The 14,600-nt window shown below is 29.3% G+C and carries 13 protein-coding genes and 1 pseudogene; 2 read left to right on the top strand and 12 right to left on the bottom strand.

Annotation, left to right across the window (positions count from 1 at the left end):
* Window positions 1–284: 284 nt before the first annotated feature.
* Together dnaK and L3J60_RS11880 are read left to right on the top strand one after the other, a co-directional pair.
* Window positions 285–2,201, top strand: coding sequence for a molecular chaperone DnaK (gene dnaK, locus L3J60_RS11885; RefSeq protein WP_291975766.1), 1,917 nt, complete (start codon window positions 285–287; stop codon window positions 2,199–2,201).
* Window positions 2,202–2,425: 224 nt separating this feature from the next.
* Window positions 2,426–3,397: a nitronate monooxygenase gene (locus L3J60_RS11880; protein ID WP_291975765.1), complete on the top strand. Its 972-nt coding sequence runs from the start codon at window positions 2,426–2,428 to the stop codon at window positions 3,395–3,397.
* On the opposite strand, the gene L3J60_RS11875 is transcribed toward L3J60_RS11880, so the two are convergent.
* The 12 genes and pseudogenes from L3J60_RS11875 to L3J60_RS11820 all read right to left on the bottom strand — a co-directional run.
* The gene (locus L3J60_RS11875; RefSeq protein ID WP_291975764.1) at window positions 3,390–4,289 is read right to left on the bottom strand and encodes a TIGR01777 family oxidoreductase; all 900 of its coding nucleotides are present in this window, start codon (window positions 4,287–4,289) and stop codon (window positions 3,390–3,392) included. The two genes, L3J60_RS11880 and L3J60_RS11875, sit on opposite strands and share 8 nt — an antisense overlap.
* A gap of 71 nt (window positions 4,290–4,360) precedes the next feature.
* The gene (locus tag L3J60_RS11870; RefSeq protein WP_291975763.1) at window positions 4,361–4,930 is read right to left on the bottom strand and encodes a 2-oxoacid:acceptor oxidoreductase family protein; all 570 of its coding nucleotides are present in this window, start codon (window positions 4,928–4,930) and stop codon (window positions 4,361–4,363) included.
* Between the two features lie 7 nt (window positions 4,931–4,937).
* On the bottom strand, window positions 4,938–5,654 hold the full coding sequence (locus L3J60_RS11865; protein ID WP_291975762.1) for a thiamine pyrophosphate-dependent enzyme: 717 nt from the start codon (window positions 5,652–5,654) through the stop codon (window positions 4,938–4,940).
* 10 nt (window positions 5,655–5,664) lie between these two features.
* A complete protein-coding gene (locus tag L3J60_RS11860) occupies window positions 5,665–6,792 on the bottom strand; it encodes a 3-methyl-2-oxobutanoate dehydrogenase subunit VorB (RefSeq protein ID WP_291975761.1) in 1,128 nt (375 codons plus the stop codon).
* A gap of 17 nt (window positions 6,793–6,809) precedes the next feature.
* The gene (locus L3J60_RS11855; protein ID WP_291975760.1) at window positions 6,810–7,040 is read right to left on the bottom strand and encodes a 4Fe-4S dicluster domain-containing protein; all 231 of its coding nucleotides are present in this window, start codon (window positions 7,038–7,040) and stop codon (window positions 6,810–6,812) included.
* A gap of 703 nt (window positions 7,041–7,743) precedes the next feature.
* Window positions 7,744–8,154 (bottom strand): hypothetical protein, encoded by a 411-nt coding sequence (locus L3J60_RS11850; protein WP_291975759.1) that lies wholly within the window; start codon window positions 8,152–8,154, stop codon window positions 7,744–7,746.
* 4 nt (window positions 8,155–8,158) lie between these two features.
* Complete coding sequence (locus L3J60_RS11845) at window positions 8,159–9,448, bottom strand: hypothetical protein (RefSeq protein WP_291975758.1); 1,290 nt, start codon at window positions 9,446–9,448, stop codon at window positions 8,159–8,161.
* Between the two features lie 5 nt (window positions 9,449–9,453).
* The gene (locus L3J60_RS11840; RefSeq protein ID WP_291975757.1) at window positions 9,454–10,896 is read right to left on the bottom strand and encodes a hypothetical protein; all 1,443 of its coding nucleotides are present in this window, start codon (window positions 10,894–10,896) and stop codon (window positions 9,454–9,456) included.
* The gene (locus L3J60_RS11835; protein ID WP_291975756.1) at window positions 10,893–11,396 is read right to left on the bottom strand and encodes a hypothetical protein; all 504 of its coding nucleotides are present in this window, start codon (window positions 11,394–11,396) and stop codon (window positions 10,893–10,895) included. Before L3J60_RS11835 ends, L3J60_RS11840 begins: the two co-directional genes overlap by 4 nt.
* Window positions 11,397–12,610: 1,214 nt before the next feature.
* Complete coding sequence (locus tag L3J60_RS11830; RefSeq protein WP_291975755.1) at window positions 12,611–13,324, bottom strand: SusE domain-containing protein; 714 nt, start codon at window positions 13,322–13,324, stop codon at window positions 12,611–12,613.
* Between the two features lie 2 nt (window positions 13,325–13,326).
* Window positions 13,327–14,487 carry a T9SS type A sorting domain-containing protein gene (locus L3J60_RS11825; protein WP_291975754.1) on the bottom strand — a complete coding sequence of 387 codons (1,161 nt, stop codon included), beginning with the start codon at window positions 14,485–14,487 and terminating at the stop codon, window positions 13,327–13,329.
* Window positions 14,480–14,600, bottom strand: a pseudogene (locus L3J60_RS11820) (IS1595 family transposase); the annotation flags it as partial. The pseudogene L3J60_RS11820 and the gene L3J60_RS11825, both read right to left, overlap by 8 nt.

The following is a 14,600-nucleotide window of genomic DNA, read 5'->3' as shown; positions in this document are numbered from 1 at the left end:
CCTTGAACCTCCTGAAAAATGAACAAACTAAAAAACTGTCGGTTAAAAGCAAAAGACTCAAAGCGGCTTGGGATGAAGACTATTTATTAAGGATATTGAAAATAAAAGTGTGAGTTTGCCCTGTAATTAGTTTATTAGGCTCTTATATTAAGAATTTATTAAGTTCATGAAATCAGTATTAAATGTAATATGACAACTTGACAGAAAAAAAATAATGGCATAATCATTGACTTAACTGTAACTGTAAATAAAAAAAATTAGAAACAAAAATTAAAATATACATTATGAGTAAAATTATAGGAATAGATTTAGGAACTACCAACTCTTGTGTTGCTGTAATGGAAGGTAACGATCCAGTAGTAATTCCTAATGCAGAAGGTAAAAGAACAACTCCATCAATAGTTGCATTTATTGAAGGAGGCGAACGTAAAGTCGGTGATCCAGCAAAACGTCAAGCTGTAACTAACCCACTTAAAACCATTTCTTCAATTAAAAGATTTATGGGTAATAAATATTCTGAATGCAAAATGGAAGCTGAAAGAGTACCTTATAAAGTTGTTAAAGGAGATAATAACACACCTCGTGTAGATATTGACGGAAGATTATATACACCTCAAGAAATATCAGCAATGATTCTTCAAAAAATGAAGAAAACTGCTGAAGATTATTTAGGAACTGAAGTAAGTGAAGCGGTAATAACTGTTCCAGCTTACTTTAATGATTCTCAACGTCAAGCAACAAAAGAAGCTGGAGAAATAGCAGGATTAAAAGTAAGTAGAATTATTAATGAACCAACAGCCGCAGCTTTAGCGTATGGTTTAGATAAAAAAAGTAATGACGAAAAAATTGTAGTATTTGATTTTGGTGGAGGTACTCATGACGTATCTATATTAGAATTAGGAGATGGTGTTTTTGAAGTATTATCAACTGATGGTGATACTCACCTTGGTGGTGATGATGTAGATCAAAAAATTATTGATTGGTTGGCTGAAGAGTTTAATAAAGAAGAAAGCATAGATTTAAGAAAAGATCCTATGGCTTTACAACGTTTAAAAGAAGCTGCTGAAAAAGCAAAGATAGAGTTATCTTCTTCCGCTACTACCGAAATTAACCTACCTTATGTTACTGCAACAGCTAGTGGTCCAAAACACCTAGTTAGAACTTTAACAAAAGCAAAATTTGAAACTTTAATTGACGATTTAGTTAAAAGAACAATTGAACCTTGTAAAAAAGCTTTAAAAGATGCAGGGTTAACAATATCTGATATTGATGATATTATTTTAGTAGGTGGTTCAACACGTATTCCTGCAGTGCAAGTCGCTGTAAAAAAATTCTTTGGAAAAGCACCTTCAAAAGGTGTAAATCCTGATGAAGTTGTTGCCGTTGGTGCTGCAATTCAAGGAGGTGTTTTAACAGGAGATGTTAAAGATGTATTGTTATTAGATGTTACACCACTTTCATTAGGAATTGAAACTATGGGTAATGTAATGACTAAATTAATTGAAGCCAATACAACCATTCCAACTAAAAAATCACAAGTATTTTCAACAGCTGCAGATAATCAACCATCCGTTGAAATTCACGTATTACAAGGTGAACGTGCAATGGCTGCAGATAATAAAACAATTGGACGTTTTCATTTAGATGGAATTCCACCATCACAAAGGGGAGTGCCTCAAATTGAAGTAACTTTTGATATAGATGCAAACGGTATTATTCATGTTTCTGCAAGTGATAAGGCAACAGGAAAAACTCAAGACATTAGAATTGAAGCTTCTTCTGGTTTAACTGAAGATGAAATCAAAAAAATGAAAGCTGATGCGGATGCTAATGCCGAAGCTGATAAAAAAGCAAAAGAAACTGCAGAAAAAATAAATGGTGCAGATGCTATGATTTTTCAAACAGAAAAACAATTAAAAGAATTTGGCGAGAAATTATCTGCTGATAAAAAAACACCAATTGAAAATGCTTTGGTAGAATTGAAAAAAGCTCATGAATCTAAAGACCTTGCTCAAATTGATGCTGCAATGGAAAAAATAAATGAAGCTTGGAAAGCTGCAAGTGAAGAAATGTACAAAGCAGAACAAGAAGATGGTCAACAAGCACAAGGAGCACCAACTGGAGATGCAGGCAATGCAGAACCTAAAAATGAAGGAGATAATGTAGAGGATGTTGATTTTGAAGAAGTAAAAGAAGATTAAAGCAAGCTAATCTTTAAAATTATAAAAGAGGCTGTCTAAAAAGTAAACTTTTCGTCAACCTGAACTTGTTTCAGGTTCTCATAATGATTGGTAATCAGTAGGATGAGATTCTGAAACTAGTTCAGAATGACGGTTTTCAATACTTTTTAGATAGCCTCTTTTTTTTATTTATCAAATTTGTTATGCGTGCATAATAATTGGTATATTTGAAAAAATAAATCACAATGGCTACCACAAAATTAACAACACTTTTAAATATTAAATATCCAATTATTCAAGCTCCAATGTTTTTAGTATCAAATACTAAAATGGTTATTGAAGCTATGAAAAGTGGTATTGCAGGTTGCATACCAGCCTTAAATTACAGAACACTAAAAGACATAAAAACTGCTATTCAAGAATTAAAATTGGCAAAAGTTGAAGCCTGCCTGCCGGACAGGCAGGGTGGTTCTTTCGGATTTAATTTGATTGTAAATAAATCAAATCCAAAATATAAAGCACAATTAGAAGTTTTGTGTAGCGAAGGTGTTGATTTTATAATTACATCGCTAGGAAGTCCTGAAGAAACTATAAAAAAGGCACATCAAAAAAATATTAAAGTTTTTTGTGATGTTACTGATTTACATTTTGCTAAAAAAGTGGAAAGTTTAGGAGCAGATGCTATAATTGCGGTGAATAATGAAGCAGGAGGACATAGAGGTAATTTATCTCCTGAGAATTTAATAAAGCAATTGGTTACTAATTGTAAAATTCCTATTATTTCAGCTGGTGGAGTGGGATGTAAGACCGATTTAGATAAAATGTTAAGTTATGGTGCAGTAGGAGTTTCTGTTGGAAGCCCTTTTATTGCTTCAGAAGAAGCTAATGTTACAAAAGAATATAAACAAGCCTGTATAGATTATAATGCAAAAGATATTGTGGTTACTGAAAAAATTTCAGGAACACCTTGTACGGTTATAAATACACCGTATGTTCAAAAAATAGGCACGAAACAAACTTGGATTGAAGAGCTTCTAAATAAAAATAAAAAACTAAAAAAATGGGTTAAAATGATTCGTTTTTCAATAGGGATGAAAGCTACACAAAATGCTGCTACAAAAGCTACCTATAAGACGGTTTGGGTTGCCGGACCTAGCATTGAACATACCAAGGCAATACTACCTGTACATAAAATTATAGAGAATTTGATTAATTAATCAAATTATTAAGAGCTGTTTCTAATTTTTTAAATTGGTGTTTAAAACCGGTTTTTTCTATTTTTTCAGAAGAAATTTTACTTCCTTTCAATAAAATAACAGCCATTTCACCAAAGCCTAATTTGAATAGAAAAGATGGAATATTTGGTAGCCAAAATGGTTTCTTTAAAATGGTAGCAATTGTTTTAGATAATGCTTTATTTGTAACAGATTCTGGAGCGACTGCATTATAAATTCCAGTTATATTTTTATTTTCAATTGAGTGTAAATACATATTACTTAAATCATTTATATGAATCCAAGGCATAAATTGCTTACCAGTTCCAATGGCTGAACCAAAACCGAATTTAATGGGCATAACTATTTTTTGAAGTGCACTTTCTTTTTTGGCAAAAACAACTCCTGTCCGTAAAATTACAGTTCTAATATTTAATGTCTTAAATTGATTTGAAGCCTTTTCCCATTCAACACAAATTTTACTTATAAAATCGTTTGCTGGCTTATCTTCCTCTGTAAAATTTTTAGTAGTTGTAATTGCTCCATAATAACCAATGCCAGAGGCAGAAATAAATCCTTTTAAAGAGGGATTCCATTTTTTAACCGCTTCAAACAATAAATTGGCTGTTTTGACACGGCTATCAATTAAAAGTTGTTTTCTGGATTTTATCCATCTTTTTTTAGCAATATTTGCACCTGCCAAATGAATTATATAATCAGCTTGAATTATAGCTTGCTTGTCAACATAATTTTTATCAATGTTCCAATAAAATGAAGTTGGATTTTCATTTTTTGTTCTGCTTAAAACCAACACTTTATAACCTTTTTTAGTTAAAATATGGTATAAATGTTGTCCAATTAAACCTGTACCGCCTGTTATTAAAATGTTTGTCATAAAAAAATCAGTTATTTTGCAATTATAAAATATACAAAATATCTGATTTTAAATAATAAAACTATTAAATTTTAATTGTGTGCAACTTGATTTGCAACTTTAAATGGGGTTACATTATCCATTCCTATTTTTAATGCTTCTTTATTTAATGGAATTAAATGATGATAACGTTCTGGAAGTGATTTTTTAAGTCCAGCAAGTACATTTTCCAATTTAACTATAGGTTTAATTTTTAAAAATGCACCCATTACCACCATATTAAATATTTGCTTATTCCCCATTTTAACAGCTAATTTATTACCTTCAATTTGAAATATTTCAATATCAGTTCTTGTTGGATGATGTGTAATTCCATTTGGATCATATACCAAAACTCCCCCAGGTTTAACAGATTCTTCAAATTTGTCCATAGACTGCTGATTTAAAATAATGGCAGTATCAAATACTTTTAAATAAGGTGAACTTATTTTTTCATCACTTAAAATAACAGTTACATTTGCTGTTCCACCACGCATTTCGGGTCCGTAAGAAGGCATCCAACTTACTTCTTCATCTTGCATTATACCAGAATAGGCTAAAATTTTACCCATAGAAAGCACTCCTTGTCCTCCAAATCCAGCAATAATTATTTCTTCTGTCATAATTCTATTATTTTAATTTACCATTTACTTTAATATCTCCTAGTGGATAATATGGAAACATATTATCTACCATCCATTCATTGGCGTCATTTGGTGTCATTTTCCAACCTGAATTACAGTTTGATACAATTTCAACAAAAGAAATACCTTTGTTTAGTTTTAAATTTTCAAAAGCTTGTCTTATGGCTTTTTTTGCTTTTCTTACATGTTTATGTGTATGAACTGCTTGTCTGGTAACAAAGTAAGTGCCAGGTAATTGAGCTACTAATTCTGTCATTTTTAAAGGAGACCCCATAGTTTTTATATCTCTACCAAAGGGTGAAGTTGATGATTTCATTCCTTCTAAAGTAGTAGGTGCCATTTGACCACCAGTCATACCATAAATACCATTATTTATAAAAATGATAACAATATTTTCACCTCTGTTACAAGCATGAATAGTTTCAGCAGTTCCAATGGCCGCTAAATCTCCATCACCTTGATAGGTAAATACATATTTTTTAGGCCAAGTTCTAGCAATAGCCGTTGCAACTGCAGGAGCTCTACCATGAGCTGCTTGAGTCATATCAATATTCATAAAATCATAGGCTAACACAGAACAACCTACAGGGGCAACACCAATAGTATCTTCTTGAATTCCCATTTCATCAATAACTTCCATGGTTATATTATGGGCAGTTCCATGACCACAACCAGGGCAATAAGACAAGGGTGTGTCGGTCATTAGTTTTGTTTTACAAAATACTTGATTCTCTGGTTTTATGATGTCTAATAGTTCCATTATTTATAATTTTTTGTTCTAAAGCTTCTAAAATTTCTTCAGGAGTATGAATAATTCCTCCAGTTCTACCAAAATGTTCAACAGGTACTTTAAACTCAACGGAGAGTCTAACATCTTCTACCATTTGACCCGCATTTAATTCTACACTTAGCATTCCTTTTACTTGGTCTGCTAATTTAAATAATTGTTTTTTAGGGAAAGGGAATAAGGTTATTGGGCGCAATAAACCAACTTTTATTCCTTTGGCTCTTGCCATTTCAACTGCTTTTTGTGATATTCTAGCACTTGAACCATAAGCAACAATTAAATATTCTGCATCATCACATTGAATTTTTTCAAAACGGAGATCTTCTTTTTCCATTTGTTCATATTTTTTCATCAACCTATGAACTCTGGCTTCCATTTTTTCTGATTGTAAATCAAGTGAAGTTATAATATTTCGTTCTCTATTTTTTGTTTTACCAGTTGTAGCCCAACTTCCACATTCTTTAATAACTTCTTCATCGGTTCTTCGTTTTTTTTGTGGTTTTAGTTTTACTTTTTCCATCATTTGACCAATTAAACCATCGGATAAAATAAGAACAGGAGCTCTATATTTAAATGCGATGTCAAATGCATCTTCTACAAAATCTGACATTTCTTGAACGGATGATGGTGCAAGTACATATAATTTGTAATCACCGTGACCACCACCCTTTACTGACTGAAAATAATCTGCTTGTGAGGGTTGGATGGTTCCTAAGCCTGGTCCACCACGAACAACGTTAACTATAACTGCTGGTAATTCAGCACCTGCTAAGTATGAAATTCCTTCTTGTTTTAATGAAATTCCTGGGCTTGAAGATGAAGTGAATACTTTTTTTCCAGTACTTGCAGCTCCATAAACCATGTTAATGGCTGCTATTTCACTTTCTGCTTGTAAACAAACCATTCCTGTACGTTTTTCGGTTTGTTCATTCATTAAATATTCAATTAATTCTGTTTGTGGTGTAATTGGGTAACCAAAATAAGCATCAACACCCGCTCTAATAGCAGCTTCAGCTAGTGCCTCGTTACCTTTCATTAATTTTAATTCTGACATGTTTAATACGTTTTTAATTAAGTTGAAACTTTAACTCTATATACTGATATTGCTCTATCAGGACAAACTATTGCACAGTTGGTACAACCAGTACAAGCTTCAGGGTTTTCCATATAGGCGTAATGATAGCCTTTACGGTTAACTTCTTTAGACATAAGAATAACATTATCGTTACATACAGGAATACAAACTTCACAGCCTTTACAGACTTCTGTATCTACCACAATTGCTCCTTTTACTTTTGCCATTTTAATAATTTTAATAGTTATTATTATATTGAAATTCAATTATCTTCAAAGATACTACGAAAACGTTATAGAAACTATGATATTTGTCAATCTGAAGATAAAAATTTACTTTTTAATTAAAGTACAAATAGTTTTTTGGTTTTTAGTGATTTTGATAAAGCTGCTAATTAAAATATATATATTCTAAAACGAACAAATAAATAGAATTTTTAAAGCATAATAGGTAAGCAATTTCATTTTTATGAAAAGATTGCTTCAAATTACTGCACTACGTTTATAATTTTCGCAATGACATTTTGATTTTCAGTTATTTAAAGTAAATTTTTAGGTTTAACTTTGGTTGTTACGCCAGTTCAGGTAATTTTTGATAAAAAATTGTATCAAGAACGGCTGTCTTTAACTAAAAAACCTATTCTCGATACTAATTTTAAGCCTAAAAAGGCTAAAATTCACTCGAATTGACGAAATTTTATCATAATACACAACGGATTTTAATTCTTAAAATCTATCTCTAGATTTACTGATTATCCGTAATCTTACATAACGTCCGTTACCCTGAACCTGCCTGCTGCTCGCAGGTTCAGCATGACATTGTTCTTTATTATTATTAATTACGGGCATATAATTATATTTTAATACTTATATAAGTTTAAAATTAGCTTGAGCCACTTATGTCCTAAGCTAATTTTGTTTACTTATTATTTTATTCAACAATTTCTAATCTTGTAAAAAAATATTTAAGTGACCAATACATCCAATATGGTGTGGCAAGACCAAAAGTTATAATTGATAGGAGCATAAGTCCTAATGATATAATAAAGTATTCTCCAAAATTTCCAGTAAATTTTATTTTTTTGTTCATGAGTTTTTGATTTATGTTTGATGAATTTTGATTGTAGATTTTAGAATCATCTTGAATATTACTAATGGATAATTCATTTTTTTTCTTGTTTTTTAATATAATAATAATGCCAATTATTATTAAAATTATAGCACCTATTGAAAAAATAAACCTTGGAATAAAATAAATACCAAAAAAATACAAAAGACGAGGTAATATTAAATATAGAATAACTCCTCCAATTACAAACCTAATTCCTTTATTTACATTCATTTTTTTATGGTCTGTTTTTATTATTGTCAAGCATTGCTTGTGCCAATTTATTTATATTTCTAATCATTGAAAGTAAAAGAAGTATTAAGGTTATTAGTAAAATTGTTCCTAAAGCCGCTCCTATAATTTTAAAACTATCAAATCTCCATCTTGATTTTTTTTCTTTTTTAATTTGGAACTCCGATTCAGCCATTAATTGAGATTTATTATAATCAGAATCAATTTTCCTTAACAATTGATTATAATTTGCATCAATTTGTTGAATTTGGTGTCTTCTATTTACGTTTTTTGATCTATAAATTTCATAATAATAATTCAAAGCAATTGACTGTTTAGCTATATCAATCTTTTTTAAAAAAGGAATAAAGTTTAAAGTATTTTCTTTTATACCCCCTAAATTGTTGTTATAGTAATTCACATATTCATATTGTATAATGTTAGACGCAGAATATCTTTCTTCCTTAGCAAAGCTTTGTAGTACATTAATTTCAAATATCAATATATCAATGCCATCATTGGGATTGTTTCTTAAAAAGTTTCTATTCTTTTTGAAAGCGTTTATAATTTTATTTTTTTCATATATCTTTGAAAGATTTCTTAGTAAATTTAAAGATTTGATTGTTTTTTCAAAATTTCTATTTTTAAAAGATGTTAATGAATAAATAATTTTATTACGATTTTTTTTATCGATAAGTTCTAAAATCTGATTATATCTTTTAACTAATTCAGCTTTATTTTTATAGGATTTAAACCCATTTTTATCTGTACGATTTTCAATTTTTGATATTATTCCTGGAGAAGTCATAACAAATTTTCTATAGGATTCATTTTTTTTTATTTTATATAAAGCTTCTCCTCTTGGATAAGTATAATATCCTTCTCCTCTCCAAAGTTTTGGAAAATCTTTAAATGGTAATGTGTTTTTGAGATTAGCTATTTGCTTTTCAAAATCACTTAACCCTGTAGTATCTCTTTTGGAATCTGATATTGAGCGTTCTGTCTTTTGGGTATTGTTAATAGATATATTTTTAATTTTTTCAATTTTCACTTTATCCTTGGGCAAGGCATTTAAAATTTCATTTAATTTAACGTTTGCCTGTTGTGGATATGCTTCTTTTGGAGGTTTTAAAGCTTTAGTAACCTCTTTTTTAGATGGAGGGAAATAGCTCCATCCAACAATACCAATACCCACAATAAAGCCAATAACTGCAATAGCAGCCAAAAAGTGCCAAAAAGTTCTAGATATACCGTAATAATATTTATTTTCTAAATTTGATAAATAATTTTTTTTCATAATAATTAGTTTATTTTTTTATTGATAGGAAAATATTTTTTAAAGAACTTCTTAAATTTAATGCTTTTTAAGGCACTAAAAAATGAAGCTTTTTTTGTTCTAGAATAAGTTTGGACAGCATTATTTAATATTGAATTAAGAAGTTTTCCAGATTTATTCATTTTATATGATTTGGAAAATATTTTGTTATTTTCCGCATCTCTCATTATTAAATTAAAATGAATGTATGCATCATAAGCAGTTATATAACCAGCTGCATATTTGTTTTTTATGCTACTTGAGGTATATGTTACATAAATATTATTAATATTAATTATTTTAGATACTAAAGTGTTTTCATTAAATTCACTTTGTTTCATCATCCTCATTTTTTCTAAAAAAGATCTAGCAATTGTCCCCAATATATATTTAAATTTTGCTTCTTTAGTAAATGATTGATCTGATGATAGTACAATATTTTCTTTGGTTCCTTTTTTATTTACATATTCAAATAAAGCAACCTCATCAGTAGCTTTAAAATGATTTGATAAAAGATGATTCATTTTAAATATTTTTGTTTCTATTATAGCTCCTGATTTATAGGTAATATTTTTTTGTGAAACACCATCTTTTAAATAGAATTTCCATATTCCATTTTTTTGGTTGTTTAAATACTTGCCTTCACTAATAATTTTATCAGAGTTATATCTAATATCTTCCAATTTATTCCCTTGATTATCAAAAGTTGCCCAAATGCTATCTTTTTTAAATGCTTTTGTGTAGAAACCTTTTAATTTGGTTTTACCATTCTCGAATTTATTTATTTCGAAATGATTTTGATTACTAGTTGGTAATAGACTTTCTACAAGAGAACCATCTTCATCATAAATCAATTTTTTAATCTCATTGCCATTTTTATAGGTAATTTTTTTATAGGTTTTACCCGTTAAGAAGTTTTCTAAAAATTCACCCTCTTTAATATTGCTTTTATAATTAGTTTCTTTCTTAACAATTCCATTATCAAAAAGAGACTTGTTATAAATTATATTGGTGTTTTCAGGGTTATATTTAAGATAAGATTTTAAATTTCCAGAAAGATAGTATTCCTTTTTTTCAATAAGTTTATCATGTAAATATTTTTCCTCTGACTCTTTGATTCCGTTTGGTCTCCAAGAAATTTGGTTTCCATTTTTTTTCCCAGTAACATAATTATTAAGTTGTTTTTGTTGTCCAGTTACGTACCAAGATTGATATTTTCCATTTAGTTTTCCATTTTTATAGATTGCCTTCATTGTACAATTACAGGCCGTTTTAGCATTTTCATTGTATTTATAAAGTTCACCACTATACAGGTTGCCATTAAAATAAATAGTTCCATTTCGTGAAGAAACTTCTGTAGTAAGAGCAGCGTTTTGAGCGAATACCATTGAAAATGGACTCATCAGAATTATCAAGAATAGTTTTTTCATAATTTATTTATATTTTCATTATTTTCTACGGTTATTTTATTTTTCGAATTATTATGGGTAGTTAATACTTCTGTTTTATCTATAAATAAAACGATAGAAGAAATTAGGGTAAGAATTAAGCCTATTCCAATTATATCTACAATATCACTACTTTTAAAAAATCGTAAATAATTTCTATCAATTTTTATGGATAGGTAAATAGCAATAAAAATGATAAAAACTAAAGGTAATTTTTTTACGAATTCTAAACTTTTTACTTGATTTTTTGTGATTTTATTTTTTGAGTATTTAACAAAAATAATTATTGCAGAAATAGGAAATATTAATACTAAGATGCCAAGAATAAGTGATGGTTCTTTTTCAATAAATTTTATATTTTTGAAAATTTTTATTAAGGCGTCAAATGCTGATCCTCCAAAGCCAAATGCTTTGACCCATGTCATAAAAAAAGCTAGAAACATAACACTAGATGTGATGATGTTTAATATTCGTTTGTTCATAATTAAATTATTTTTTTATACTTCTTTGCTCATAGAAGTATGTATTAACTAAAGTTTGAGCCTTTTATTTATTGGATTTTTAATTTTTTAATAAAAAAAAACTTATATCAATAAATATTTAACAATGATAGTATAGAAAATTAATATTTTAAAAAACTTATGAAAAACGACTTCTAATTATATAAAAAGCAATAATTCTAATGATAATTAGATTTTGAAGTATAAAAAAAAGCGTAAAAATTAATTTTACGCTTTTAGTTTTAATATTAGCTGTTATTTTAATTACTCGTTGTTCATTTTGACTTTTTAAACTTATTGTTACGCCAGTTCGATATAAGAAAATAAATACCGAGTTAAAAATCAATAGTCTGCGACATTGCGATGATTGAAGAGCAACGAAAAGAAGAAGCAATCTCATTTTTATGAAAAGATTGCTTCAAATTACTGCACTACGTTTATAATTTTCGCAATGACATTTTGATTTTCAGTTATTTAAAGTAAATTTTTAGGTCGAACTTTGGTTGTTAAGCCAGTTCTATATAAGAAAATAATTACAGAGCTAAAAATCAATAGTCTGCGTCATTGCGATGATTGAAGAGCAACGAAAAGAAGAAGCAATCTCATTTTTATGAAAAGATTGCTTCAAATTACTGCACTACGTTTATAATTTTCGCAATGACATTTTGATTTTCAGTTATTTAAAGTAAATTTTTAGGTTGAACTTTGGTTGTTACGCCTGTTTGGGTAATTTTTGATAAAAAATGGTATTTAGAACGGTTGTCTTTAAGTAAAAAACCTATTCTCGATACTAATTTTAAGCCTAAAGAGGCTAAAATTCACTCGAATTGACGAAATTTTATCATAATGCACAACGGGTTTTAATTGTTTTTTGGGTTTAATTCCCCGACGCTCTGCGTCGAAATAAAAAAGGAATTTCCTATTTGATACCTCGTATGCTTGCGTCGAGGTAGTTCATTTATCCGTAACGTTACATAACGTCAGTTACTTTGAACCTGCCAGTAGCAGGCGAGCTTGTTTCAGGGTTGTATTCAATAAAACACGAGTTATTAAACGGAAATGAGATGCTGAAACGAGTTCAGCATGACGGTGTTCTTTATTATTACTAATTACGGGCATACAAATTAGATTTTAAAGTATAAAAAAAGCGTAAAAATTAATTTTACGCTTTTAGTTTTAAAATAAGATGTTATTTATCAGTCCGTTTTAAAATTCCAAACTTGACCAATAGTTTCACCTCCATTATTATCTTTCACAACAATTCTCCAATAATATTCTGTAGTTGAATTTAAACTAGTAGTAAAATTACTTTCTACTTGGTTTGCACTTACTTTTTCATTTTCTGTTGGTGGATTTAACATTCCAAAATACACATCATAAGTTAAACTATCAGAAGTATCTGCATCGCTACCATTCCATTGTAAGGTTACCGTTGCATTTTGTTCTATAGCGTTTAAAGTAGGATTTACCAATTCTGGTGAAAATGGTAGGTGATTTATTACCCCAGTTCCTTCAGTATAAAAATTAAACACAGAGGAATAATTACTAGAAGCACTTTTACTATCTATTGCCTTTACTCTCCAGTAATAGGCAATTCCTTTTTCTAAGGATATTGATATATTGGTTGAAGATGTTGTTTTTGTTTCAACAATAGATGAAAAATTAATATTTGTAGCCACTTGTATTTGATAAGTTATGGCATTATTTTCTGGATCCGTGGAGGTATTCCATTCAAAAGTAAGTGCATTATCAATACATAGTTTATTATTAGTTGGTGTTGTTAAAACAGGAATACTTGGTGCTTTATTTTCTACCGTTGGTGTAGGAGTGGGTGTATTTCCACCTCCTCCGCCACCGCCACAAGACCAAAGTGTTACTGCAAAAAAGATTATATAGCTATATTTTTTCATAATTATTGTTTTATAATATTAACGTGAATTGGAGTTTCCATGTTTATTTTGGCTACATATACTCCTGATGGTTGGTTTTCTAAACTTAATTGTACTTTACCATTATATACGGGATATGTTTTCTTAGAAATTAGTTGCGAACCAATAGTGTATAGTTCTATGGTAATCTCCTTTAATGTATTTGGTAATGAAATTCCAAATTTACCATTAGTTGGATTCGGATAAGCTACAATACCGTCAATTAAATTTATAGCTTTTAAATAAATGCCTTCACATTCCTTCGCTGTTTTTACCTCTAACAAATCTCCATGTTTTACATCTACAGAAAATATTAAGTTGTTGGTGTTTAGTACTTCATTTTTATTTACAAAAACTTTAAAGGGAGGAGTGCCTCTATCCATTTCAATGGTTGCTTTGTTTTGTTTAACACTCGATTTACCTGAAACGGTAGTTCCTTCTTCTATAGTAATATTATAACATTGTTCAAAGGTTACCCCTGTTACAGTAATACAAACAGTATAGTTTCCAGGTTGTAAATCTGTGATTGTTTTGGTGGTTGTAAAGGTATAAGTTGTTGCATTAATACTTGCAACATAATCGTGGGTTTCATTGGCAGAAATAACCAATTGACCATTATTTTTATTAGGACACGTTTCACTTGTTACTAAAAGGTTAAAATTATTTTCAGGTAAGTAAAAACATCCATTAGCATCCACGGTTACCCCAGTTGGAGTACTTGGGCATAAATCTAAATTATTCATTACACCATCATTGTCATCATCTAATTGAGAACTAGAACAACCATTAGCATCCACGGTTTCTCCTGCTGGTGTGTTAGGACAGATATCATTTTCATTTAAAATAGAATCTCCATCTATATCATTATTTGTACAATTATCACTAAAACTTGTCTGACTATCTACTTCCGTCCAGTTTGCAGAACTCCAAGAAGGGTTATCTACTGCAATACAACTAAGATTTGGATTGTAATTTGCATAAAAAGTTGTAATTGCGGTGTTATTACCATTTTTTATGTTTAAACTATTTAATGGAGTATTACTATGACATGAAAAAACAGTTAGTGCTGAATTACTTGTTATATCTAAACTATTTATTTGGTTTTCAGAACAGTCTAATTGAATTAAATTAATTGAGTTATACACTTAGTATCTGTTTTATTTGATTTTGGTAAATAGGTTTACTTTCTACCATTCTACTAATTGTTTTATGAAATATGTTTTCCTTAAATTGAGAACGATTAATCCTAAAACAAAAT

Source organism: Lutibacter sp. (genome assembly GCF_021647475.1).
Lineage (GTDB): Bacteria > Bacteroidota > Bacteroidia > Flavobacteriales > Flavobacteriaceae > Lutibacter.
This window is presented reverse-complemented; position numbering and strand designations above follow the sequence as displayed.